General features: G+C 69.3%; 14 protein-coding genes. 10 read left to right on the top strand and 4 right to left on the bottom strand.

Annotation, left to right across the window (positions count from 1 at the left end):
• Positions 1-19: 19 nt before the first annotated feature.
• Entirely contained in the window at positions 20-1,048 is a 1,029-nt protein-coding gene (locus ACIRA7_RS06540) for a hypothetical protein (RefSeq protein ID WP_396220042.1), read from the bottom strand.
• 154 nt (positions 1,049-1,202) lie between these two features.
• Between ACIRA7_RS06540 and ACIRA7_RS06535 the strand changes: the two genes are divergently transcribed.
• Positions 1,203-2,138: a hypothetical protein gene (locus ACIRA7_RS06535; RefSeq protein WP_396220041.1), complete on the top strand. Its 936-nt coding sequence runs from the start codon at positions 1,203-1,205 to the stop codon at positions 2,136-2,138.
• A gap of 30 nt (positions 2,139-2,168) precedes the next feature.
• On the opposite strand, the gene ACIRA7_RS06530 is transcribed toward ACIRA7_RS06535, so the two are convergent.
• Together ACIRA7_RS06530 and ACIRA7_RS06525 are read right to left on the bottom strand one after the other, a co-directional pair.
• Entirely contained in the window at positions 2,169-2,447 is a 279-nt protein-coding gene (locus ACIRA7_RS06530; protein WP_396220040.1) for an Lrp/AsnC family transcriptional regulator, read from the bottom strand.
• A gap of 49 nt (positions 2,448-2,496) precedes the next feature.
• Entirely contained in the window at positions 2,497-3,690 is a 1,194-nt protein-coding gene (locus ACIRA7_RS06525; RefSeq protein WP_396220039.1) for a pyridoxal phosphate-dependent aminotransferase, read from the bottom strand.
• 211 nt (positions 3,691-3,901) lie between these two features.
• On the opposite strand from ACIRA7_RS06525, the gene ACIRA7_RS06520 reads away from it, so the two are divergent.
• The 5 genes from ACIRA7_RS06520 (at position 3,902) to gcvH (ending at position 8,361) form a co-directional block, all read left to right on the top strand.
• The gene (locus tag ACIRA7_RS06520) at positions 3,902-5,701 is read left to right on the top strand and encodes a DbpA RNA binding domain-containing protein (RefSeq protein ID WP_396220038.1); all 1,800 of its coding nucleotides are present in this window, start codon (positions 3,902-3,904) and stop codon (positions 5,699-5,701) included.
• A gap of 2 nt (positions 5,702-5,703) precedes the next feature.
• Positions 5,704-6,315: a thymidine kinase gene (locus ACIRA7_RS06515; RefSeq protein ID WP_396220037.1), complete on the top strand. Its 612-nt coding sequence runs from the start codon at positions 5,704-5,706 to the stop codon at positions 6,313-6,315.
• 111 nt (positions 6,316-6,426) lie between these two features.
• Complete coding sequence (locus ACIRA7_RS06510; protein ID WP_396220036.1) at positions 6,427-7,242, top strand: helix-turn-helix domain-containing protein; 816 nt, start codon at positions 6,427-6,429, stop codon at positions 7,240-7,242.
• 74 nt (positions 7,243-7,316) lie between these two features.
• The gene (gene coaE, locus ACIRA7_RS06505; RefSeq protein ID WP_396220035.1) at positions 7,317-7,946 is read left to right on the top strand and encodes a dephospho-CoA kinase; all 630 of its coding nucleotides are present in this window, start codon (positions 7,317-7,319) and stop codon (positions 7,944-7,946) included.
• A gap of 28 nt (positions 7,947-7,974) precedes the next feature.
• Positions 7,975-8,361, top strand: coding sequence for a glycine cleavage system protein GcvH (gene gcvH, locus ACIRA7_RS06500; RefSeq protein WP_396220034.1), 387 nt, complete (start codon positions 7,975-7,977; stop codon positions 8,359-8,361).
• A 684-nt stretch (positions 8,362-9,045) separates the two neighbouring features.
• On the opposite strand, the gene gcvP is transcribed toward gcvH, so the two are convergent.
• Complete coding sequence (gcvP, locus tag ACIRA7_RS06495) at positions 9,046-11,943, bottom strand: aminomethyl-transferring glycine dehydrogenase (protein ID WP_396220033.1); 2,898 nt, start codon at positions 11,941-11,943, stop codon at positions 9,046-9,048.
• A gap of 89 nt (positions 11,944-12,032) precedes the next feature.
• Here gcvP and ACIRA7_RS06490 point away from each other — a divergent pair, with 89 nt between their 5' ends.
• The 4 genes from ACIRA7_RS06490 (at position 12,033) to ACIRA7_RS06475 (ending at position 16,504) form a co-directional block, all read left to right on the top strand.
• A complete protein-coding gene (locus ACIRA7_RS06490) occupies positions 12,033-12,908 on the top strand; it encodes a biotin/lipoate A/B protein ligase family protein (protein ID WP_396220032.1) in 876 nt (291 codons plus the stop codon).
• 76 nt (positions 12,909-12,984) lie between these two features.
• The gene (locus tag ACIRA7_RS06485) at positions 12,985-14,652 is read left to right on the top strand and encodes a peptide ABC transporter substrate-binding protein (protein ID WP_396220031.1); all 1,668 of its coding nucleotides are present in this window, start codon (positions 12,985-12,987) and stop codon (positions 14,650-14,652) included.
• A 17-nt stretch (positions 14,653-14,669) separates the two neighbouring features.
• Complete coding sequence (locus tag ACIRA7_RS06480) at positions 14,670-15,617, top strand: ABC transporter permease (RefSeq protein WP_396220030.1); 948 nt, start codon at positions 14,670-14,672, stop codon at positions 15,615-15,617.
• Complete coding sequence (locus tag ACIRA7_RS06475) at positions 15,617-16,504, top strand: ABC transporter permease (RefSeq protein ID WP_396220029.1); 888 nt, start codon at positions 15,617-15,619, stop codon at positions 16,502-16,504. Before ACIRA7_RS06480 ends, ACIRA7_RS06475 begins: the two co-directional genes overlap by 1 nt.
• Positions 16,505-16,665: the final 161 nt, after the last annotated feature.

Here is a 16,665-nt window from a genome sequence, read left to right as displayed (position 1 = left end):
AGCGTCACGACGAAGAAGGTCAGAGGCCGACGAGCGCATCGAGATACATCTCACAGGCATGAATGCCGTAGGTGAGGGTATCCCATCGCGGATCGGGAAGCGAGAGCGGAGCGCGTTCGGCCAGGATGCCGGCCGAGAGACGATCGCAGTGCGCGGTCAACCGGGCACGCGCGTCGTCGGTGATCCCATCCAGATCGAGCATGTCGGCCGGCGGGGAGATCTCCACGCGCACCAGGCCATGGAGCGGATCACCTCCCGGTGCGGTCCGCAGGCGCAGGTACCAACTGGCCACGGCGCGGCGTGGACGGTGCCCGACCAGGAACGACGGCGAGCGTTCCCCCTCCTTGAGGGAGAGCACCGCCTCCACCTGCTCGGCGCTGCCGTACAGCGTGGTGTGCGATTTCACCACGCCGAAGGCCGTGGCCCGTTCATCCACCGCCAGATTGCCGGAGATGCCGCCGTCGATCCAGAGCCATCGCGATTCACGGCGACACCACTCTGCCGCGAGGCGGCGCTCCAGCCCTTCCCGCTCCAGCGCGACCAGATCGAGCGCGCGGGCGCGGAGCGCGAACGGATGCACGGGGATCGCGTCGTCCGACACATCCGCGGTGATATCCACCACGGGGACCCCGCAGGCCGCGAGCCGGCTCCATGCCGCCTCACCGAGCTTGCCACGCGACACGAAGAGCGCGCGCCGCACCCGCGGCTCGCCCCAGCTGTCGAGTCGCCGCGCCACGCGCTGCCGGACGGCGGCCGCGACCGACGCATAGACCAGCGGCGAGCCTGCCAGGTAGCCCACCACGCGGCTGCGCTGTACCCCGTCGAGAAAGGCGGCCACCAGCGGCTCCGCCGGCACCGCGACCTGCCGCGCGCCGGGGGCCTCCAGCGGCACGCTGGTCGCCACCGACGGCGGATCGCTGCGCATGGCGATGCGTTCCAGCGACGGCCCAGTGCCGGCCGCCACCAGTGCCTCGTCGCCGAACAGCGCGCGGAGCGATCGGAGGGCACCGCGGAGCGAGGCGTCGTCGGGAGGGCGTTCGTCGGTCACGAGGGTGACGCTAGCGGGACGGGTGCCGCCAGACAATCAGCGTCCCGTCGGGGGCCAGCGTCAGCTGGAGGTGGACTTCGAGGCGGTTCTTCACGAAACTCCGCAGGTGAGACTTTTCCGACCTTCTGGTACCGCCGCGCGGACACGCCGTGCCGTGGCCCTCCGTGTCCTGCCCTTGGGGCTCGCGCTCCTCGGGGCGGCCTGTGACACGGCGGAGCGTGTCAAGAACGCGCTCAGAGCCGACCAAGGCGATCCCGTCTGGCAGGGCGACAGCACGTTGCTCGCCACCCATCCCGAGGTGTTATTCCGCGTGACGCGCGACAGCGCCGGGCCCCGCATCGTGCCGCTGGCCACGATGGGATCGCAGGGCTTCCGGCTGCTCACGTTGAGCGACCGCGGCTGGCGCGCGTTCGACCTCGACTACCTGCACGCCGGAAAACCGCTCACGCCGTATCGCGATGGCCGGGCGCTGCCGCCGGTCGCCACCACGCGCGGGATGTGGGAGGGCGCGCCGTTGGACACGATCCGCGGCTGCTCCATCATGCTCCCCGGCGCGGCGGCGTCCATTCCCGCGGACGTCGAGCTGTTCTCGAGCGGCGCGCGCCCGCGCCCCACGCCGGTCGCGGCGCTGTCGGCCAGCGACTTGCAGGCCGCGTTGGACGCGATTCCCATGCTGATCGCACCGGCCGCCGGAATTTCGCCGTCGCTGATCACGCGCTACCAGCGCGTCGTGCACGTCGCCCAGACCGGGAGCGGGCCGCGGCCGACGCTCGTGGTGGAATACAACGATCCGGAGGTCGTCGCCGACAGCGTGCGACCGATCGGACAGCGCCCACGACAACTCATCGTCGTGCTGAATCAGGGCGTGTACGGCTACCGGCCGACGTTCACGTACACGACACTCGGCAACAAGCTCTCACCGCCGCGCTATCGCTATCTCGACCACTTCGACGTAGACGACGACGGCACGTCGGAGTTGTTCTTCGGCCTCGCGATCAAGGGCGCGCCCCTCTACACGATCGTGCTGCGCTATGACACCGACGCGTGGCGCGAACTCCTGCGCAACGAGCGGCAACGCTGCCACGCGTGACGTGAGCGCGCGGGTGGCACCGGGGGCCGACTACTCGACGCCGATGTCCCAGGCCTGCTCGAGATCGCGGCGGCTGTAGGCGCGAAACGCCGTGAGCGTTTGCGTGCGGATAATGCCCGGCACGTTGGCGAATTCCTCGGTGACCACGGTCGCAATGCGCTCGAGATCGGGCACCCGCACGATGGCCACGAGATCCCACGCCCCGGACACCGAGTAGACCTCGCTGACGCCCTCGATGCCCGCCAGCGCGGTCGCACACACGGGGATGCTCTTCGGATCAGCCTGCACCAGCACGATGGTCGTGATCATGATCGCCTCGGAAACGGGAAAGAGTCGCGCCGCGTGGTCGAGCGTCCGCTCAGGCGCCGGTGAGGCATCGGGCGATGCGCGTCACGCCGTCGACGGCCACCGACTCCGTCGTGGCGTAGCTCGCGCGAATCCAGTCGGGCGTGAGGAAGGCGCCACCGGGGACCACCGCCACCTGGTGCTCCGCCAGCACGGCCGCGGCGAACGCCGCCCCGGCGTCGGCGGCCCCACGAAAGCCGGCCACGTTGATGTACAGGTAGAACGCACCGGCCGGATGGACGTACCGCACCGTCGGGAAGGCGGCGAGGGCGGCCACCACGGCGTCGCGGCGCTGACGGAAGGCCGAGACCATGTGGGCCACCGCGGCGTCGGCCTCGTCCTGTCGTGCCAGCGCGGCGAGAGCGGCATGCTGCGAGACGGCCGCCGCATTGGACGTCGTGTGCGACTGGAACGCCGTCATGGCCTTCGAGACGGCCACCGGCGCGATCGTCCAGCCGATCCGCCAGCCGGTCATGGCATACGCCTTCGCGACGCCGTTGATCACGATGAGATTCTCGCGCGTCCGCGCGACTTCGAGCGCCGAGTGGGCGCCACCTTCGTAGGCGATCCGCAGATAGATCTCGTCGGCGAGCACCCACCATCCCTTATCGGCCGCGAGGTCCAGGATCGCCGTGAGCTCGTCGCGCGTGTACACCGCGCCGGTGGGGTTACTGGGCGAATTCAGCATCACGCCCTTCGTGCGCGGCGTGGCGGCGGCCGCCAGCTGACTGGCCGTCACCTTGAGATCGTTCGCCGCGTCGCCGAACACCGGCACCGACACCGCCCGGGCCAGTTCCACCATCTCGTAGTAGCTCGTCCACGCCGGCGTCGGAATCAGCACCTCATCGCCGGGGCCGAAGCAGCACACGCACGCGTTGTAGAGCGACTGCTTGGAGCCATTCGACACCACCACCTCGGCCGCGGTGATGGGCGCCCCCTGCGGACGCAACCGGTTGGCGTCGGCGGCGATCGCTTCGCGGAGCGGCAGGATACCCTCGGTGGCCGTGTAGCGGGTCGCCCCCGCTTCGATCGCGGCGACGGCCGCCTCCCGGATGAACGCCGGCGTGTCGAAATCCGGCTCACCGGCGCCAAGATCGATGATCGCCTGCCCAGCTGCCTTGAGCGCCCGGGCCTTGGCGGCCACCGCCAACGTCGCGGATTCCTTGAGGCGGGCGATGTTCGCGGACGGCTGAAAGACCAGAGACATGATCGAGACGCGGAACGAAGGTGGATGCCAGAGAAACGCGTGCCCCCCCCCTGCAGTTCGGGGCCGGACTGGGGTACCTTTCACGGCTGGGCAAGAAGCAATTAAGCGCGCCTCGACAAGGTGCGCTACGCGGGTACGCGATGCGCCATAGGGGCGCAACAATCCCTGGCCGTTGGGCGGCCAGGCTGACCGACAATCGATGGGGTGGGGCGTGGGCGAGCAAGAACGGGAAGAGACGTCGCCAGGGGCGACGCGGAGCCAGCACGTGGTGCTGCAGGGCCCCGCCGATCTACGGATGATGACCGCCGCCATGCGTCCAGGGATCGAACGCAGCCGTCGGATGCAGGGCGCGGCCGCGCCGGCCTGCCTGATGATCACCCCCACCATGGAACAGGCGCTGAGCGCGGCCGAACAGGCGCGCGTGCTGCTGGCCGACGACGGCCTGCGGGTGGTCCCCGTGACCTCCGCCACGCGCGCCCGTCGCGTGCTCGCCGCAGGCCCGGTGGCCGTGGTGACCGGCACCGCCGCCGACTTGCTGGCGCTGCGCAAAGAGGCCGCCATCGACCTGCAGCAGCTGCAGGTGCTCGTGATGTTCAGCCTCGACGAGATCCTCGCCGACAAGATGGGCGATACCCTGCTGTCCCTGCTCGGCGATTCACCCGACGACATGATGCGCGTCGGTACCATCGACAGCGAGTCGGAGGAGATCGACGCCTTTCTGGAAGCCCAGATGCGTCGCGCCCGTCGTCTCACGCCGATGCTGGCCGGTACCGCCCCGCTGGCGATGACGCCGAGCTTTGTGATCACCTCCGCCTCGGGACGCGCCGACGCCCTGCGATCGATTCTTGATGAAGTCGATCCGCCGTCGGTGGTGGTGGTCACCACCACCGACGCCGGCCAGCGCGAGGCGCACGCCGCGATCGCGCGCATGGGAATGGTGGTTGACGGTGTGAACGTGCAAGTCGTGCGGCAGGCCACCTCGCAGCATGTCGCGCTGGTCGTGCTGTGGGAGTCGCCGTCGTCGTACGACGCGCTGGTGGAGGCGCTGGCGTCGCGCCCGGTGGACGCCGTCGCCCTGCTGATGGCCGATGAACTCGCTGCCTTCCGTCGCATGACGAGCGGCCTGGCGGAGGCGTGGACGCCGGCCGCCCGCAAGGCCAACGCGGAAAGCCGCGTGCAGGCCTTGCGCGCCGCCCTGCGCACCACGCTCGCGAACTCCGGCGGCACGTCGGCCAGCGAGATGGCGCTGCTCGCGCCGCTGCTCGACACGCATGACTCGCTCGAGTTGGCCGCCGCCGCGCTCCGGCTGTACGAAGGAGCGCGTCGCGATCTCGTGACGGCGCGCACCAGGGCGACCACAGCGGGTCCCGTGCGCACGCCGCTCGCCGCCGGCCACAAGCCGGATGCGCCCGTCGTTGACGGCAAGCAGCGTGTCTTCCTCGCAGCTGGCAAGCGGGATGGTGTGCGGGTCGGTGACATCGTCGGTGCCGTCGCGAACGAAGCGGGGATCCCGGGCGACCGCATCGGCCAGGTCGAGCTGTTCGAATCGCACGCCATCGTCGAACTCAACGCCGACGATGCGGCCAAGGCCGTGCAAGCGCTGGGGGCGGTGTCGCTGCGTGGTCGTCGGCTCAGTGCCCGCATCGACGAGCGGAGCGGTGACGCGCCGCGCGGTGGGGATCGCGGGGCGCGTGGTCCCCGCACCGAGCGCACCTTCGGTCCGCCACGTCGCGATGCCGGCGACCGTCCGCCCCGCGGCGGCGATCGCGGTGATCGCCCGGCCCGCCCGTCGTTCGGTGGGGATCGTGGGCCGCGCCCCGAAAGCCGTGGTGCCCCGCCGCGTGGCGGCAACGATCGTCCGCCGCGCGCCGACGAAGAGCGTCGGGCCTTCGGCGACCGTCCCGTGCGTGAGCGCGCGGAAGGGCGGGCCGAGTGGTCGGAGCGTGGCGCCCGCATGCAGAATGCGAGCCGGAAGCCGCGTCCGAACACCGAGCCGAGCAGCGAGGGCTGACCATGAGCGGCACCTTCCAGGTCTCCGGCGGATGGATGGAGGTGGTCGCGGGTTCAATGTTCAGCGGCAAGACCGAAGAGCTGTTGCGGCGTGTACGGCGGGCGACCATCGCCCGCAAACGCGTGCAGGTGTTCAAGTCGCATCTCGACGATCGGTACGCCGGGTTGTGGAACGTCTCCAGCCATGACCGGCGGACCCTCGAGGCGATGCCGGTCGACTCGTCGGCGCAGATCCTGCTGCGGCTCGATCCGATGGCGCAGGTCATCGCCATCGACGAGGCGCAGTTTCTGGATGCCGGCATCGTGCAGGTGGCGTCGAGTCTGGCGGATCGTGGCCGGCGGGTGATCCTTGCCGGCATCGACAGTGATTTCCGCGGCGAACCGTTCGGTCCGATGCCCCAGCTGATGGCGGTGGCGGAGATGGTCGACAAGCTGCACGCGATCTGCGTGTTGTGCGGGTCGCCGGCGAGCCGCAACCAGCGCCTCATCGGTGGCAAACCGGCGCCGTACGACTCGCCCACCATCATGGTGGGCGCCGCCGACTCCTACGAAGCACGGTGCCGCGCCTGCCACATCGTGCCGCGGCCCACCGACGGACAGCAGCAACTGCTGTAACCGTCCGCCCGACCGGGGCGAGAGGCTGACCGAAAGTGACCATTGCCCAGCCCACCGCGTCATGTGGGTGATGTCAGTGTCAAGTCCCCTCTTCCCCGAACGGATCGTCGCATGGGTGTAATCGCGACGCTCCTCGCACACGAGCCTCGGCTCGCGCGGCTGCGTACCGCCGCGCGTGACCGGTATCGGTTCGTGCCTTGCGAGGACTGGACGTCTCTCACCCGCGCTTGCGAGCGCGGGCCGGTCAACGTGGTGGTCTTCGACTTATACGTCGACGGCCGCGCGGATTTCGAGCGCGTGCGCCAGTTGCGCATTCGTCTGCCACGCGCGGCCCTGGTGGCCTACGTGGACATGACGCGCGAGCGTGGCAAGGACATGTTCGACGCCGGTCGGTGCGGCATCGATGTGCTCGTGGTCGCCGAGGAAACGGATACGCCGCAGATGCTCGCGGCGCTGCTGGATCAGGCAGAGGCGCGCAGCGTCTCGAGCCTGCTCAGGCCGCATCTCGCCGGCCTGCGCAGCGTGGTCCGTGACTCCGTGATGCTGTCGGTGACGCGGGCGCACGAGCGCCTGACGCCGGACGGGCTGGCGCGCCTCATCGCCGTGTCCCGCCGGTTACTCTCGAAGCGCCTGGAGGGGGCGGAGTTGCCGCCACCGCACCAGTTGCTGACGTGGGGGCGGCTGATCGTGGCCGCCAGCATGCTGGAAGACGGCTCCCGCAGCGCCGACGGAGTGGCCAGTGCGCTCGACTTCCCATCGGGTAGCGCGTTCCGCAACACGTGCCAGCGCTACCTCGGCTGCACGCCGCATCAGATCCGTCTGCACGGTGGCGCCAGCTGGGTGATCCAGGAGTTGCTCGTGAACCGCGAGAAGCGGCGCGTGATCACGGAATCGGACGACGAGATGCACGAGAGCGTAGCAGCGTAGCCGCACCGCGCGAGATGATGTGCCACAGGGCTCCGGGATTCCGGAGCCCTGTGGCGTTCGTGGTAAGTTTCCGCATGCTTCACCTCGCGCTCACCGGCAACATCGCCGGCGGTAAGAGCACCGTGGCCGCACTGCTCGCGGCCCACGGCGCCACGATCATCGACGCCGACCTGTTGGCCCGCGAGGCAGTGCGGCCGGGCTCGGCCGCCCTCGAGGCCATCGTCGATCACTTCGGCCCCTCGGTGCTGCTTGCCGATGGCACGCTCGACCGCCCGGCCCTGCGGCGTCGTGTGTTCCAGGATCCGGTCGCGCGCGAGGCCCTCAATGCCATCGTACATCCGGCCGTGCGTCGGCTCCGCGACGCCCACGTGGCGGCCGCGAGGCAACGCGGCGACGCCGTCGTCATTTCCGACATCCCGCTGCTGTTCGAAGTCGGTCTCGAGCACGCCTTCGACGGCGTGATTCTGGTCGATGCGCCGGAACCCGAGCGGCTGGCGCGACTCCAGCGCGACCGCGGGCTCCCGCGCGCGGAAGCGCAGGCGATGATCGATGCCCAGTGGCCGTCGGCGCGCAAACGGTCGGGCGCCACGTGGATCATCGACAATGACGGTCCGAAAGAGCAGCTTCCGGCCCGCGTCGCTGAACTCTGGCAGACGATTCAAGCGCTTCCCCTTCGCGGGTCGTCCGCGGATACTTCACTGTGACCGTTTTCTTTCCCATTCTGGAGTCCTCGTGTCGAACATCCCCGCTGATCTGCGCTACACCAAGGAACACGAATACATCCGCACCACCGACGACGCCGCGATCGTAGCGATCGGGATCACGGATTTCGCGCAGGGCGAGTTGGGCGACATCGTGTACGTCGAACTGCCCAAGGTCGGCGCGACGTACGGCTCGCACGACGTGTTCGGCACGGTGGAAGCGGTGAAAGCCGTGTCGGAGCTGTACATGCCGGTGGCCGGCGAAGTGGTCGAGATCAACGGGCGCCTCGACGGCGAGCCGGCACTGATCAACACCGACCCGTACGGCGACGGGTGGATGATCAAGGTGCGCGTCGCGGCCGGCGGTGACGCGGGACTGCTGTCGGCTGCCGAGTACAAGGGCGTGGTGGGCGAGTAAGGCGTTTCTCGGCGGGATCGTGGTGCGTGGGGCCTCGGGCTGTGTGCTCGGGGCCCTTCGTGCTTTCGGCGGGTTCGGTGTGTGCGGCCGCCCCGGTCGGAACGTGGGATCCCCTTCGCGGCCTTGCCGTGGCGGCGAACGTCGGCACGCCGCGCCCGGTCGGCGCGCCCGCCACAGAGGGCCGCTCAGCGGACCCACGCCCCTCGCGGGGCTTGGGGTCGGCACCAGCGCCGTTCACGGAGGATGAGCAATCCCGCGGGGCTGGCCACGTCCCACACCCCAGCCCGCGATGAGCCCCCACTCGCCCGTGGTGCGCGCCTGCCACTCCCCCGCCTCCACGCGACGACGTCACACCGGGGGATGGAATCCCGTCGCGGACTTTTCGGAATCACGACGTTCGGTGTGCGGCGCGCGGAACTCGGCCCCGGCCCCTACGCCGATGCGAGCGGCTGCCGGGCCGGGCCTCCCGTGAGCGGCCCTCTGTGGCGGGCGCGCTGCCGTTGCGTGGCGCTCCCATGTTCGCCGCCACAGCAAGGCCGCGAACGGGATGACCCGCGCCCGGCGCCGCGACTATGCGCACACCAACGCCCGCCGAGCGCCCATAGCCCATAGCCCAGAGCCCATAGCCAGAACGGCGTGACCACCGAAGCAGTCACGCCGTTCTCACCACTCACCACGCCACCCTCAAGTCGTCGCGTACGACTCGATCGGCGGACACGCGCACACCAGGTTGCGATCCCCGAACGCGCTTTCGACGCGGCCCACGTACGGCCAGAACTTGCGTTCACGCGTGAACTGGGTCGGATACGCCGCCTGCTGACGCGTGTACGGGCGATCCCACTCGTCGCTGGTGACGTGGGCGGCCGTGTGCGGTGCGCGCTTGAGCACATTGTTGTCGCGATCTGCTTCGCCGCGCTCCACGGCCGCGATCTCCTCGCGAATGCCGATCATGGCCTCGATGAAGCGGTCCAGCTCCGCCTTCGACTCGCTCTCGGTGGGCTCCACCATCAGTGTACCCGCCACCGGGAACGACAGCGTTGGCGCATGGAAGCCATAGTCCATCAACCGCTTCGCGATGTCCTCCGCTTCGACGCCCGACGCGCTCTTCACACCACGGGTGTCCAGAATGCACTCGTGGGCCACCAACCCGTTCTGGCCGCGATAGAGCACCGGATAGTGCCCCTCGAGCTGCTTCGCCACGTAGTTCGCATTCAGGATCGCCACCTTCGTGGCCAACGCGAGGCCTTCACCGCCCATCAGCTTGATGTACACGTACGAGATCGGGAGGATGCTCGCGCTGCCCCACGGGGCCGCGGAGATCGGGCCGATCGCCTGCGTGCCACCAGTGGAAATCACCGGATGCGTGGGCAGGAACGGCACGAGCTGCGGGGCCACGCCGATCGGCCCCATCCCCGGCCCGCCGCCGCCGTGCGGAATGCAGAACGTTTTGTGCAGATTCAGGTGGCACACGTCAGCACCCAGATCACCGGGACGCGACACGCCGACCATGGCGTTCATGTTGGCGCCGTCCATGTACACCTGACCGCCGTGCCCATGGATGATCGACGTGATCTCCTTGATGCGTGCTTCGAACACGCCGTGCGTGCTCGGGTACGTCACCATCAGGGCGCCGAGGTTGGCCGAATGCTCATCCGCCTTCGCGCGGAGATCGTCCACGTCGATGTTGCCGTCGGTGTCCGTCTTCACCACGATCACGGAGAAGCCCGCCATCACCGCGCTCGCCGGATTCGTCCCGTGCGCCGACTGTGGGATGAGACAGACCGTGCGGTGCGCGTCACCACGCGACAGGTGGTACGCGCGGATGACCAGCAACCCCGCGTACTCACCCTGGGAGCCGGCGTTGGGCTGCAGCGACACGCCGGCAAAGCCGGTCACGTGGGCCAGATCGCGCTCGAGTTCTTCGAACATCTGCGCATAGCCCTGGGCCTGCGCCGTCGGCGCGAAGGGATGCAGCTGACCGAATTCGGGCCACGTCACGGGGATCATCTCGGCCGTGGCATTCAACTTCATGGTGCACGAGCCCAGCGGGATCATGCCGTGCACCAGCGAGAAGTCGCGCGCCTGCAGGGCGTACATGTAGCGCAGCATCTCCGTCTCGCTGTGGTAGCGATGGAACGTCGGATGCGTGAGGAACGGCGACACGCGACGGAAGCGTTCGTCGTAGCGCGTGTCCACGCCGGCGGTGATGTCGGCATACGAGAAGTCGACCGCGGCGTTGTTGTTGAACACCATCCACAGGTCGGCGACATCCGCTTCCGTCGTGGTCTCGTCGAGAGCCACGGTGATCGTGCCCGGCTCGAGCACCCGCAGATTCATGCGATGCGCCGCAGCTGCCGCGAGAATATCGTCCTGGCCGTGCGCGCCGACTTCCACGCGTACGGTGTCGAAGAAGTTCTCGTGCGTGATCGCGAAGCCGAGCCGTTCGAAGCCGGCGGCGAGCGTGGCGGCATGCCGATGCACGCCCTCGGCGATCCGCACGAGCCCCTGCGGTCCGTGGTACACGGCGTACATGCCCGCCATCACCGACAGCAGCACCTGCGCCGTGCACACGTTGCTGGTGGCCTTCTCGCGACGGATATGCTGCTCGCGCGTCTGAAGCGCCATGCGCAGCGCGGGCTTGCCTTCGGTGTCGCGCGACAGGCCGATGATGCGCCCGGGCAGCAGACGCTTGAACTCGTCGCGCGTGGCGAAGAACGCCGCATGCGGTCCGCCGTAGCCCATCGGCACGCCGAAGCGCTGCGTGTTGCCCACGGCGATATCGGCACCCCACTCGCCCGGCGGCGCCAACAGGCACAGCGCAAGCAAGTCGCTCGCCACCGTGACCAGCGCGCCGGCGTCGTGAGCCGCCTCGCACAGCGCGCGATAGTCGATCACGGCGCCATCGGTGCCCGGATACTGCAGCAGCACGCCGAACACGGTGTCGTTGAACACGAACGTGCGTGGATCGGCCACCTGCACCACGATCCCGCGCGCCGAAGCGCGCGCCTGCACCACCGCGATCGTTTGCGGATGACAGTCGCTCCCGATCAGGAACACGTTGCGCGTCGCGCTCCCGCGCGAGCCGAAGCAGAGCGCCATCGCCTCCGCCGCGGCCGTGCCCTCATCGAGCAGCGACGCGTTCGCGATCTCCAGCCCGGTGAGGTCGATCACCATCGTCTGGTAATTGAGCAACGCCTCGAGCCGTCCCTGCGCGATCTCGGCCTGATACGGCGTGTAGGCCGTGTACCACGCCGGGTTCTCCATCACGTTGCGCAGGATCACGTTCGGCGTGTGCGTCCCGTAGTAGCCCATGCCGATGAACGAGCGGTACACGGCGTTGCGCGACGCGATCGCCTTCAGCGAGCCGAGCACCTCGGCTTCGCTGCGCTGGGGGCCGGTATCGAGTGTGCCACGGAACCGAATGCTTTCGGGAACGACGGCGTCGATGAAGGCATCCAGAGAGTCGTAGCCGAGCACGGCGAGCATCGCCTGCTGTTCGGCAGCGCTCGGTCCGAGATGGCGCGGAATGAACGAATCGACCGCGACCGGCGCGGACGAGATGCTACGCGTGCCCATGACCATCCTCAAACGGGCCAAGCCCGTGCAAGCGTCGTGAAATCGTTGGGGCCACCAAGGCGCGGTTCGCCCGTGACAATGTAAATTTAACCAACGTGAGTTCTTCCCGAGTCGTCCCCCCCATCGGCGCCGAGACGCCCCAGTCCGGACCGGCCGCTGCGGTCGGGTTGGCGCGGGTCATGCCCCGGGAGTGGACGTTCCTGCGCTCACCGGCGTCGGATGGTCTGACCAACATGGCGATCGACGCCGCGCTGCTGGAGCTGGCTGGCGACACGGCATGCGCCGTCTGGCGGTGCTACGCGTGGACCGCACCAACCATCTCGTTCGGCCGGAACGAACGCACCCAGGGTCGCTTCTCGTCCGACCAGCTGCGCGATGCCGGGTTCCGCGCCGTGCGTCGTCCAACCGGCGGCCGGGCCCTGCTGCACAGCCGCGAAGTGACCTACAGCGTGGCCATGCCGCTCGACGAACGGCTGTCGTGGCGGGTGGCCTACGCCGCCGTAAACGACGTGCTGCTTCGCGCCGTGCAGTCGCTTGGCGTGCCCGCGCAGCTGGTGGCCGATCACGAAGCGCCGGCGATTGCCCCTGACGGGCCCGTCTGCTTCGACCGACCGGCCGCCGGGGAGATCACGGTGCACGGCCGGAAGCTGGTGGGGAGCGCCGTGTGGCGTCAGGGCGGTGCCTACCTGCAACACGGCAGCATTCTGCTGGCGGACGATCAGGCGCGGCTCGCCGACGCCGCCGAGGTGGCGCTGCCGCCGTCACCACCCGCGGCGTCGCTGGAGGCCTGCGCACCGACGCAGGCCACGTGGAGCATCGTGGTGGACGCGCTCGCCGCGTCGCTCGCGACCGTGGCCACGCCGCATCGGGCGGTGACGATCGAACCGTTCGCGCCGCCGCGCGACTTCCCGGCGCGGGTGGCGTCGCATCGCGCGGCGCTCGGCAGCGACGACTGGCTCTGGCGCCGATAGCACGCGTCGGGCATCGTACGCTCGGGTGATCGCTGCGCGCTCCGGGCGATCCGTCTTTCTCGCCACACCGCCTCTCATGCGATTCCCCCACCTCCGCTGGCTGGCTGGCCTCCTGTCGTTGTCCTTCGCCGCCTGCGAAGTGGGTGAGCGGCCGGCCGCCACCGGCGAGACCGGCGGTACGATGATCGTCACGGTGCCCGCCGAACCGTCGACGCTCTTCCCGCCGTTGCTCTCCGGCTCGCAGGGGGCGGCGATCGTCGGCGTGATCTTCGACCGCCTCGCCGACATCGGCGATGGACTCGAGACCTATGGCGACCAAGGGTTTCAGCCACGCCTCGCGACCTCCTGGCGCTGGTCGAACGACTCGCTGTCGATTGCCTTTGCCCTCGATTCGCTGGCGCGGTGGCACGACGGGCAGCCGGTGACCGCGGAGGATGTGCGCTACACGTTCCGCGTGTACACGAGCGACTCGCTGGTGGTCGAACTGAAATCGCTGCTCGGCAACATCGATTCGGTGTCGGTGCGCGATCCCCGCACGGCGGTCTTCTGGTTCAAGCGGCGCATGCCGCGGCAGTTCTACGACGCCACGTACCACATGTACGTGTTGCCGTCGCATCTGCTCGACACCATCCCCATGGCCGCGCTCGAACGCGCGCCGTTCGGTCGCCAGCCGGTCGGCACGGGACGGTTCCGCTTTGCGCGCTGGGAGCCCGGGCAGCGGATCGAGATCATCGCCGATACCGCCAACGCCCGCGGGCGGGCAAAGCTGGATCGGGTGATCTGGAGCATCGCGCCCGACTTCGGCGCCTCGACCGTCAAGCTGTTCGCCGGCGAGGCCGATTTCCTCGAGCAGCTGCGCCCGGAGAATCTGGCGCAGGTGGCGCGCACGCCATCGTTGCGCCTGATCGACAACCGCGCGCTGAGCTACGGCTTCCTCGGGTTCAATTTCCGGGATCGCACGGACCCGTCGCGCCCGAACGCGATGTTCGGCGACGTGCGCGTACGACGCGCCCTGCACATGGCGGTCGACCGCGAGCGTCTCGTCCGCAACGTCTTCGATTCGCTGGGCATGGTGGCCCTCGCGCCGGCGCCGCGCGCCCTGATTCCGGATACGGCGGCCTTCGCGCCGCTACGGTACGACGTCGCGGCGGCGAAGGCGCTGCTCGATTCGGCGGGATGGGTCGACAGTGACAACGATGGCGTGCGTGATCACGATGGCGTACCACTCGCCTTCAGTATTCTGATCCCGAGCAGCAGCACATCGCGCCAGCGCTACGCGGTGCTGCTGCAGGAGCAATATCGGGCCATCGGCGTACGGGCAATGCCGCAGGTACTCGAGAACAACGCGTGGAGCGACGCTGTCGATTCGCACGCGTTCGATGCTTATCTCGGGGCCTGGCAGCCAAGCCCCGGTCTGGTGGGGCTCACCCAGACGTGGGCCTCGCGCGGCAGCTCCAACGCGGGTCGCTATGCGAGTCCCGTGTTCGATGCGCTGCTCGACAGCGCGCTCACCACCTTCGATCCGACCGCGAGCCGCCGATACTGGGCGCGGGCGTTTCAGCAGATCGACGACGATGTGCCCGCCGTCTGGCTGTATGAGCAACGCTCGCCCGTGGCGATCAACCGGCGCTTCATCACCACGCCGCTGCGGGCCGACGGGTGGTTCGTGGGGCTGGCCGACTGGCGCGTCGATCCGGCGCAGCGCATCGATCGCGATCGTATCGGGCTGGGGACGCCTCCCTGAGCACGATCGCCCGTCGCGTGACCCTGCGCGTCCTGCAGAGCGTGGCCGTCGTCTGTTCCGCGGCCACGCTCGCGTTCGTGCTGCTCCAGCTCGCCCCGGGCGATCCGGCCACGGCCCTCGGTGAAGGCGTGGCGCCCGAGCTGCGCGCGGCGATCCGTGCGCGATACGGGCTCGATGACTCGATCGCGACGCAGTACGGCCGTTGGCTGTGGTCGCTGCTGCGCGGTGACTTGGGCTGGTCGCGCGACCAGCAGCGACCCGTGGCCGCCGTGCTGGCCGACGCGCTGCCGAGATCACTCGTCCTGATGGGATGCGCGCTAAGCGTGAGTCTGATGGGCGGCATGCTCATCGGGGCCTGGCAAGGGGCGCGGGCCGGGTCGCGCCGTGACCGGACCACGTCCACGGCGCTGCTCGTGCTGTATTCCCTGCCGGAGTTCTGGGTGGCGCTGCTCCTGCTCGTCGTCTTCGCACATCAGCTGCACTGGCTCCCTGCCACCGGGATCACCGACGAAATGTCCCGTTACCTGACGGCGCGGGAGCAGCTCGTGGACCGGGTGCGCCATCTGGTCTTGCCCCTGACGTCGCTCTCGCTGGTGGGCGTGGCGGTGTTCGCGCGCTACCAGCGCGATGCGATGCAGGAGAGCATGGCGCAGGCGTTCGTGCGCACCGCGCGGGCGAAAGGGCTCAGCGAATCGGCCGTGCGTCGTCAGGCGTGGCGCAGCGCGCTGCTGCCGGTGATCACGGTGACCGGGCTGATGCTCCCGGCGCTGATCACCGGCGCCGTGTTCGTGGAGCGGGTGTTCGCGTGGCCCGGCATGGGCTACGCGATGATCCGCGCGATCGAAGCGCGCGACTATCCGGTCGTGTCGGCCGGCGTGATTCTTGGCAGCGCCGTCGCCGCATTCGGTGCGGCCCTCGCCGACATCGCGCGGGACATCGCCGACCCACGGTTGCGCCGTCCGTGATGCGCCGTCGCTCTCCGGCCTTCGTGCTGATCGCGCTGCTGGTGTTGGTCGTGGCGGCCGGCCCGCTGCTGTCGCCGTACGCACCGAATGCCCAACTGGACATCATCGCGCTGCGCAGTCAGGCCCCGTCGCTGGCGCATCCGTTCGGCACCGATGCGGTGAGCCGCGATGTGCTCAGTCGCGTACTCGATGGCGGACGCGTGTCGCTGGCGCTCGCCATCCTCTCCGTTGCGTTGTCGCTGGTGGTCGGTACGCTCTACGGCGCCCTTTCTACCCTGGCCGGTGGCCTCGTCGACACGGCCATGCGACGCCTGCTCGAGGTGGCCCTGTCGATTCCACGGTTGCTCGTGCTGCTGGCCGTGGGCGCGCTCTGGGGCACGCTGTCTTTTCCGGCTCTGGTGCTGCTGATCGGCTTCACGGGGTGGTTCGATACCGCGCGGCTCGTCACCGATGAACTGCGCGGGCTGAGCGTGCGCGAATTCACCCTGGCGGCCCGCGCGATCGGGGTTCGCGGGCCCCGGCTCCTCTGGCGGCATCTGCTGCCCCATCTGCTGCCCACGCTCGTGATCAACGCCAGTTTCGGCGTCGCGGGGACGATCGCGCTGGAAGCAGGCCTCAGCTACCTCGGCCTCGGCATCCAGGCGCCGCAGGCCAGCTGGGGGACGATTCTGCGTGACGGCGCCGGGGTGGTGCAAAGCGAATGGTGGCTCTCGCTGTTTCCGGGGCTGGCCACCGTCCTCGCCGTTCTCGCCTGCAATGCCCTCGGCGACGCCTTGCGCGAGCGGTTCGCATGGGATCACGTTCACAGTCTCGACGCGGCGCCCACCGGCGGCGCCGATACAGCGTCGTCCCCCGCCTTCTCCTCTCCTCGTACCGTGCGCCCGTGACGATTGCTGCCACACGCGACTCGACGACCACCCCCGATCGCCCGCTGCTCGATGTGCACGCGCTGCAGATCGCCTTTCCGGCGGCGCACGGCGTGGCGCGCGCCGTCGACGGCGTGTCGTTCACGGTAGCCCGTGGCGAAACGGTGTGTCTGGTGGGCGAA

Source organism: Gemmatimonas sp., from assembly GCF_044376735.1.
Classification (GTDB): Bacteria; Gemmatimonadota; Gemmatimonadetes; order Gemmatimonadales; family Gemmatimonadaceae; genus Gemmatimonas.
Note: the sequence above shows the minus strand (reverse complement) of the source record. Positions and strands in the feature narration are given on the sequence as shown.

Bases quoted from the DNA above. Each gene is read 5' to 3' on its own strand.
- ACIRA7_RS06485 (WP_396220031.1), top strand. From the start codon at position 12,985: ATGCGATTCCCCCACCTCCGCTGGCTGGCTGGCCTCCTGTCGTTGTCC.
- ACIRA7_RS06530 (WP_396220040.1), bottom strand. From the start codon at position 2,447: ATGATCACGACCATCGTGCTGGTGCAGGCTGATCCGAAGAGCATCCCC.
- coaE (WP_396220035.1), top strand. From the start codon at position 7,317: ATGCTTCACCTCGCGCTCACCGGCAACATCGCCGGCGGTAAGAGCACC.
- gcvP (WP_396220033.1), bottom strand. From the start codon at position 11,943: ATGGTCATGGGCACGCGTAGCATCTCGTCCGCGCCGGTCGCGGTCGAT.
- ACIRA7_RS06475 (WP_396220029.1), top strand. From the start codon at position 15,617: ATGCGCCGTCGCTCTCCGGCCTTCGTGCTGATCGCGCTGCTGGTGTTG.
- ACIRA7_RS06510 (WP_396220036.1), top strand. From the start codon at position 6,427: ATGGGTGTAATCGCGACGCTCCTCGCACACGAGCCTCGGCTCGCGCGG.
- ACIRA7_RS06515 (WP_396220037.1), top strand. From the start codon at position 5,704: ATGAGCGGCACCTTCCAGGTCTCCGGCGGATGGATGGAGGTGGTCGCG.
- ACIRA7_RS06525 (WP_396220039.1), bottom strand. From the start codon at position 3,690: ATGTCTCTGGTCTTTCAGCCGTCCGCGAACATCGCCCGCCTCAAGGAA.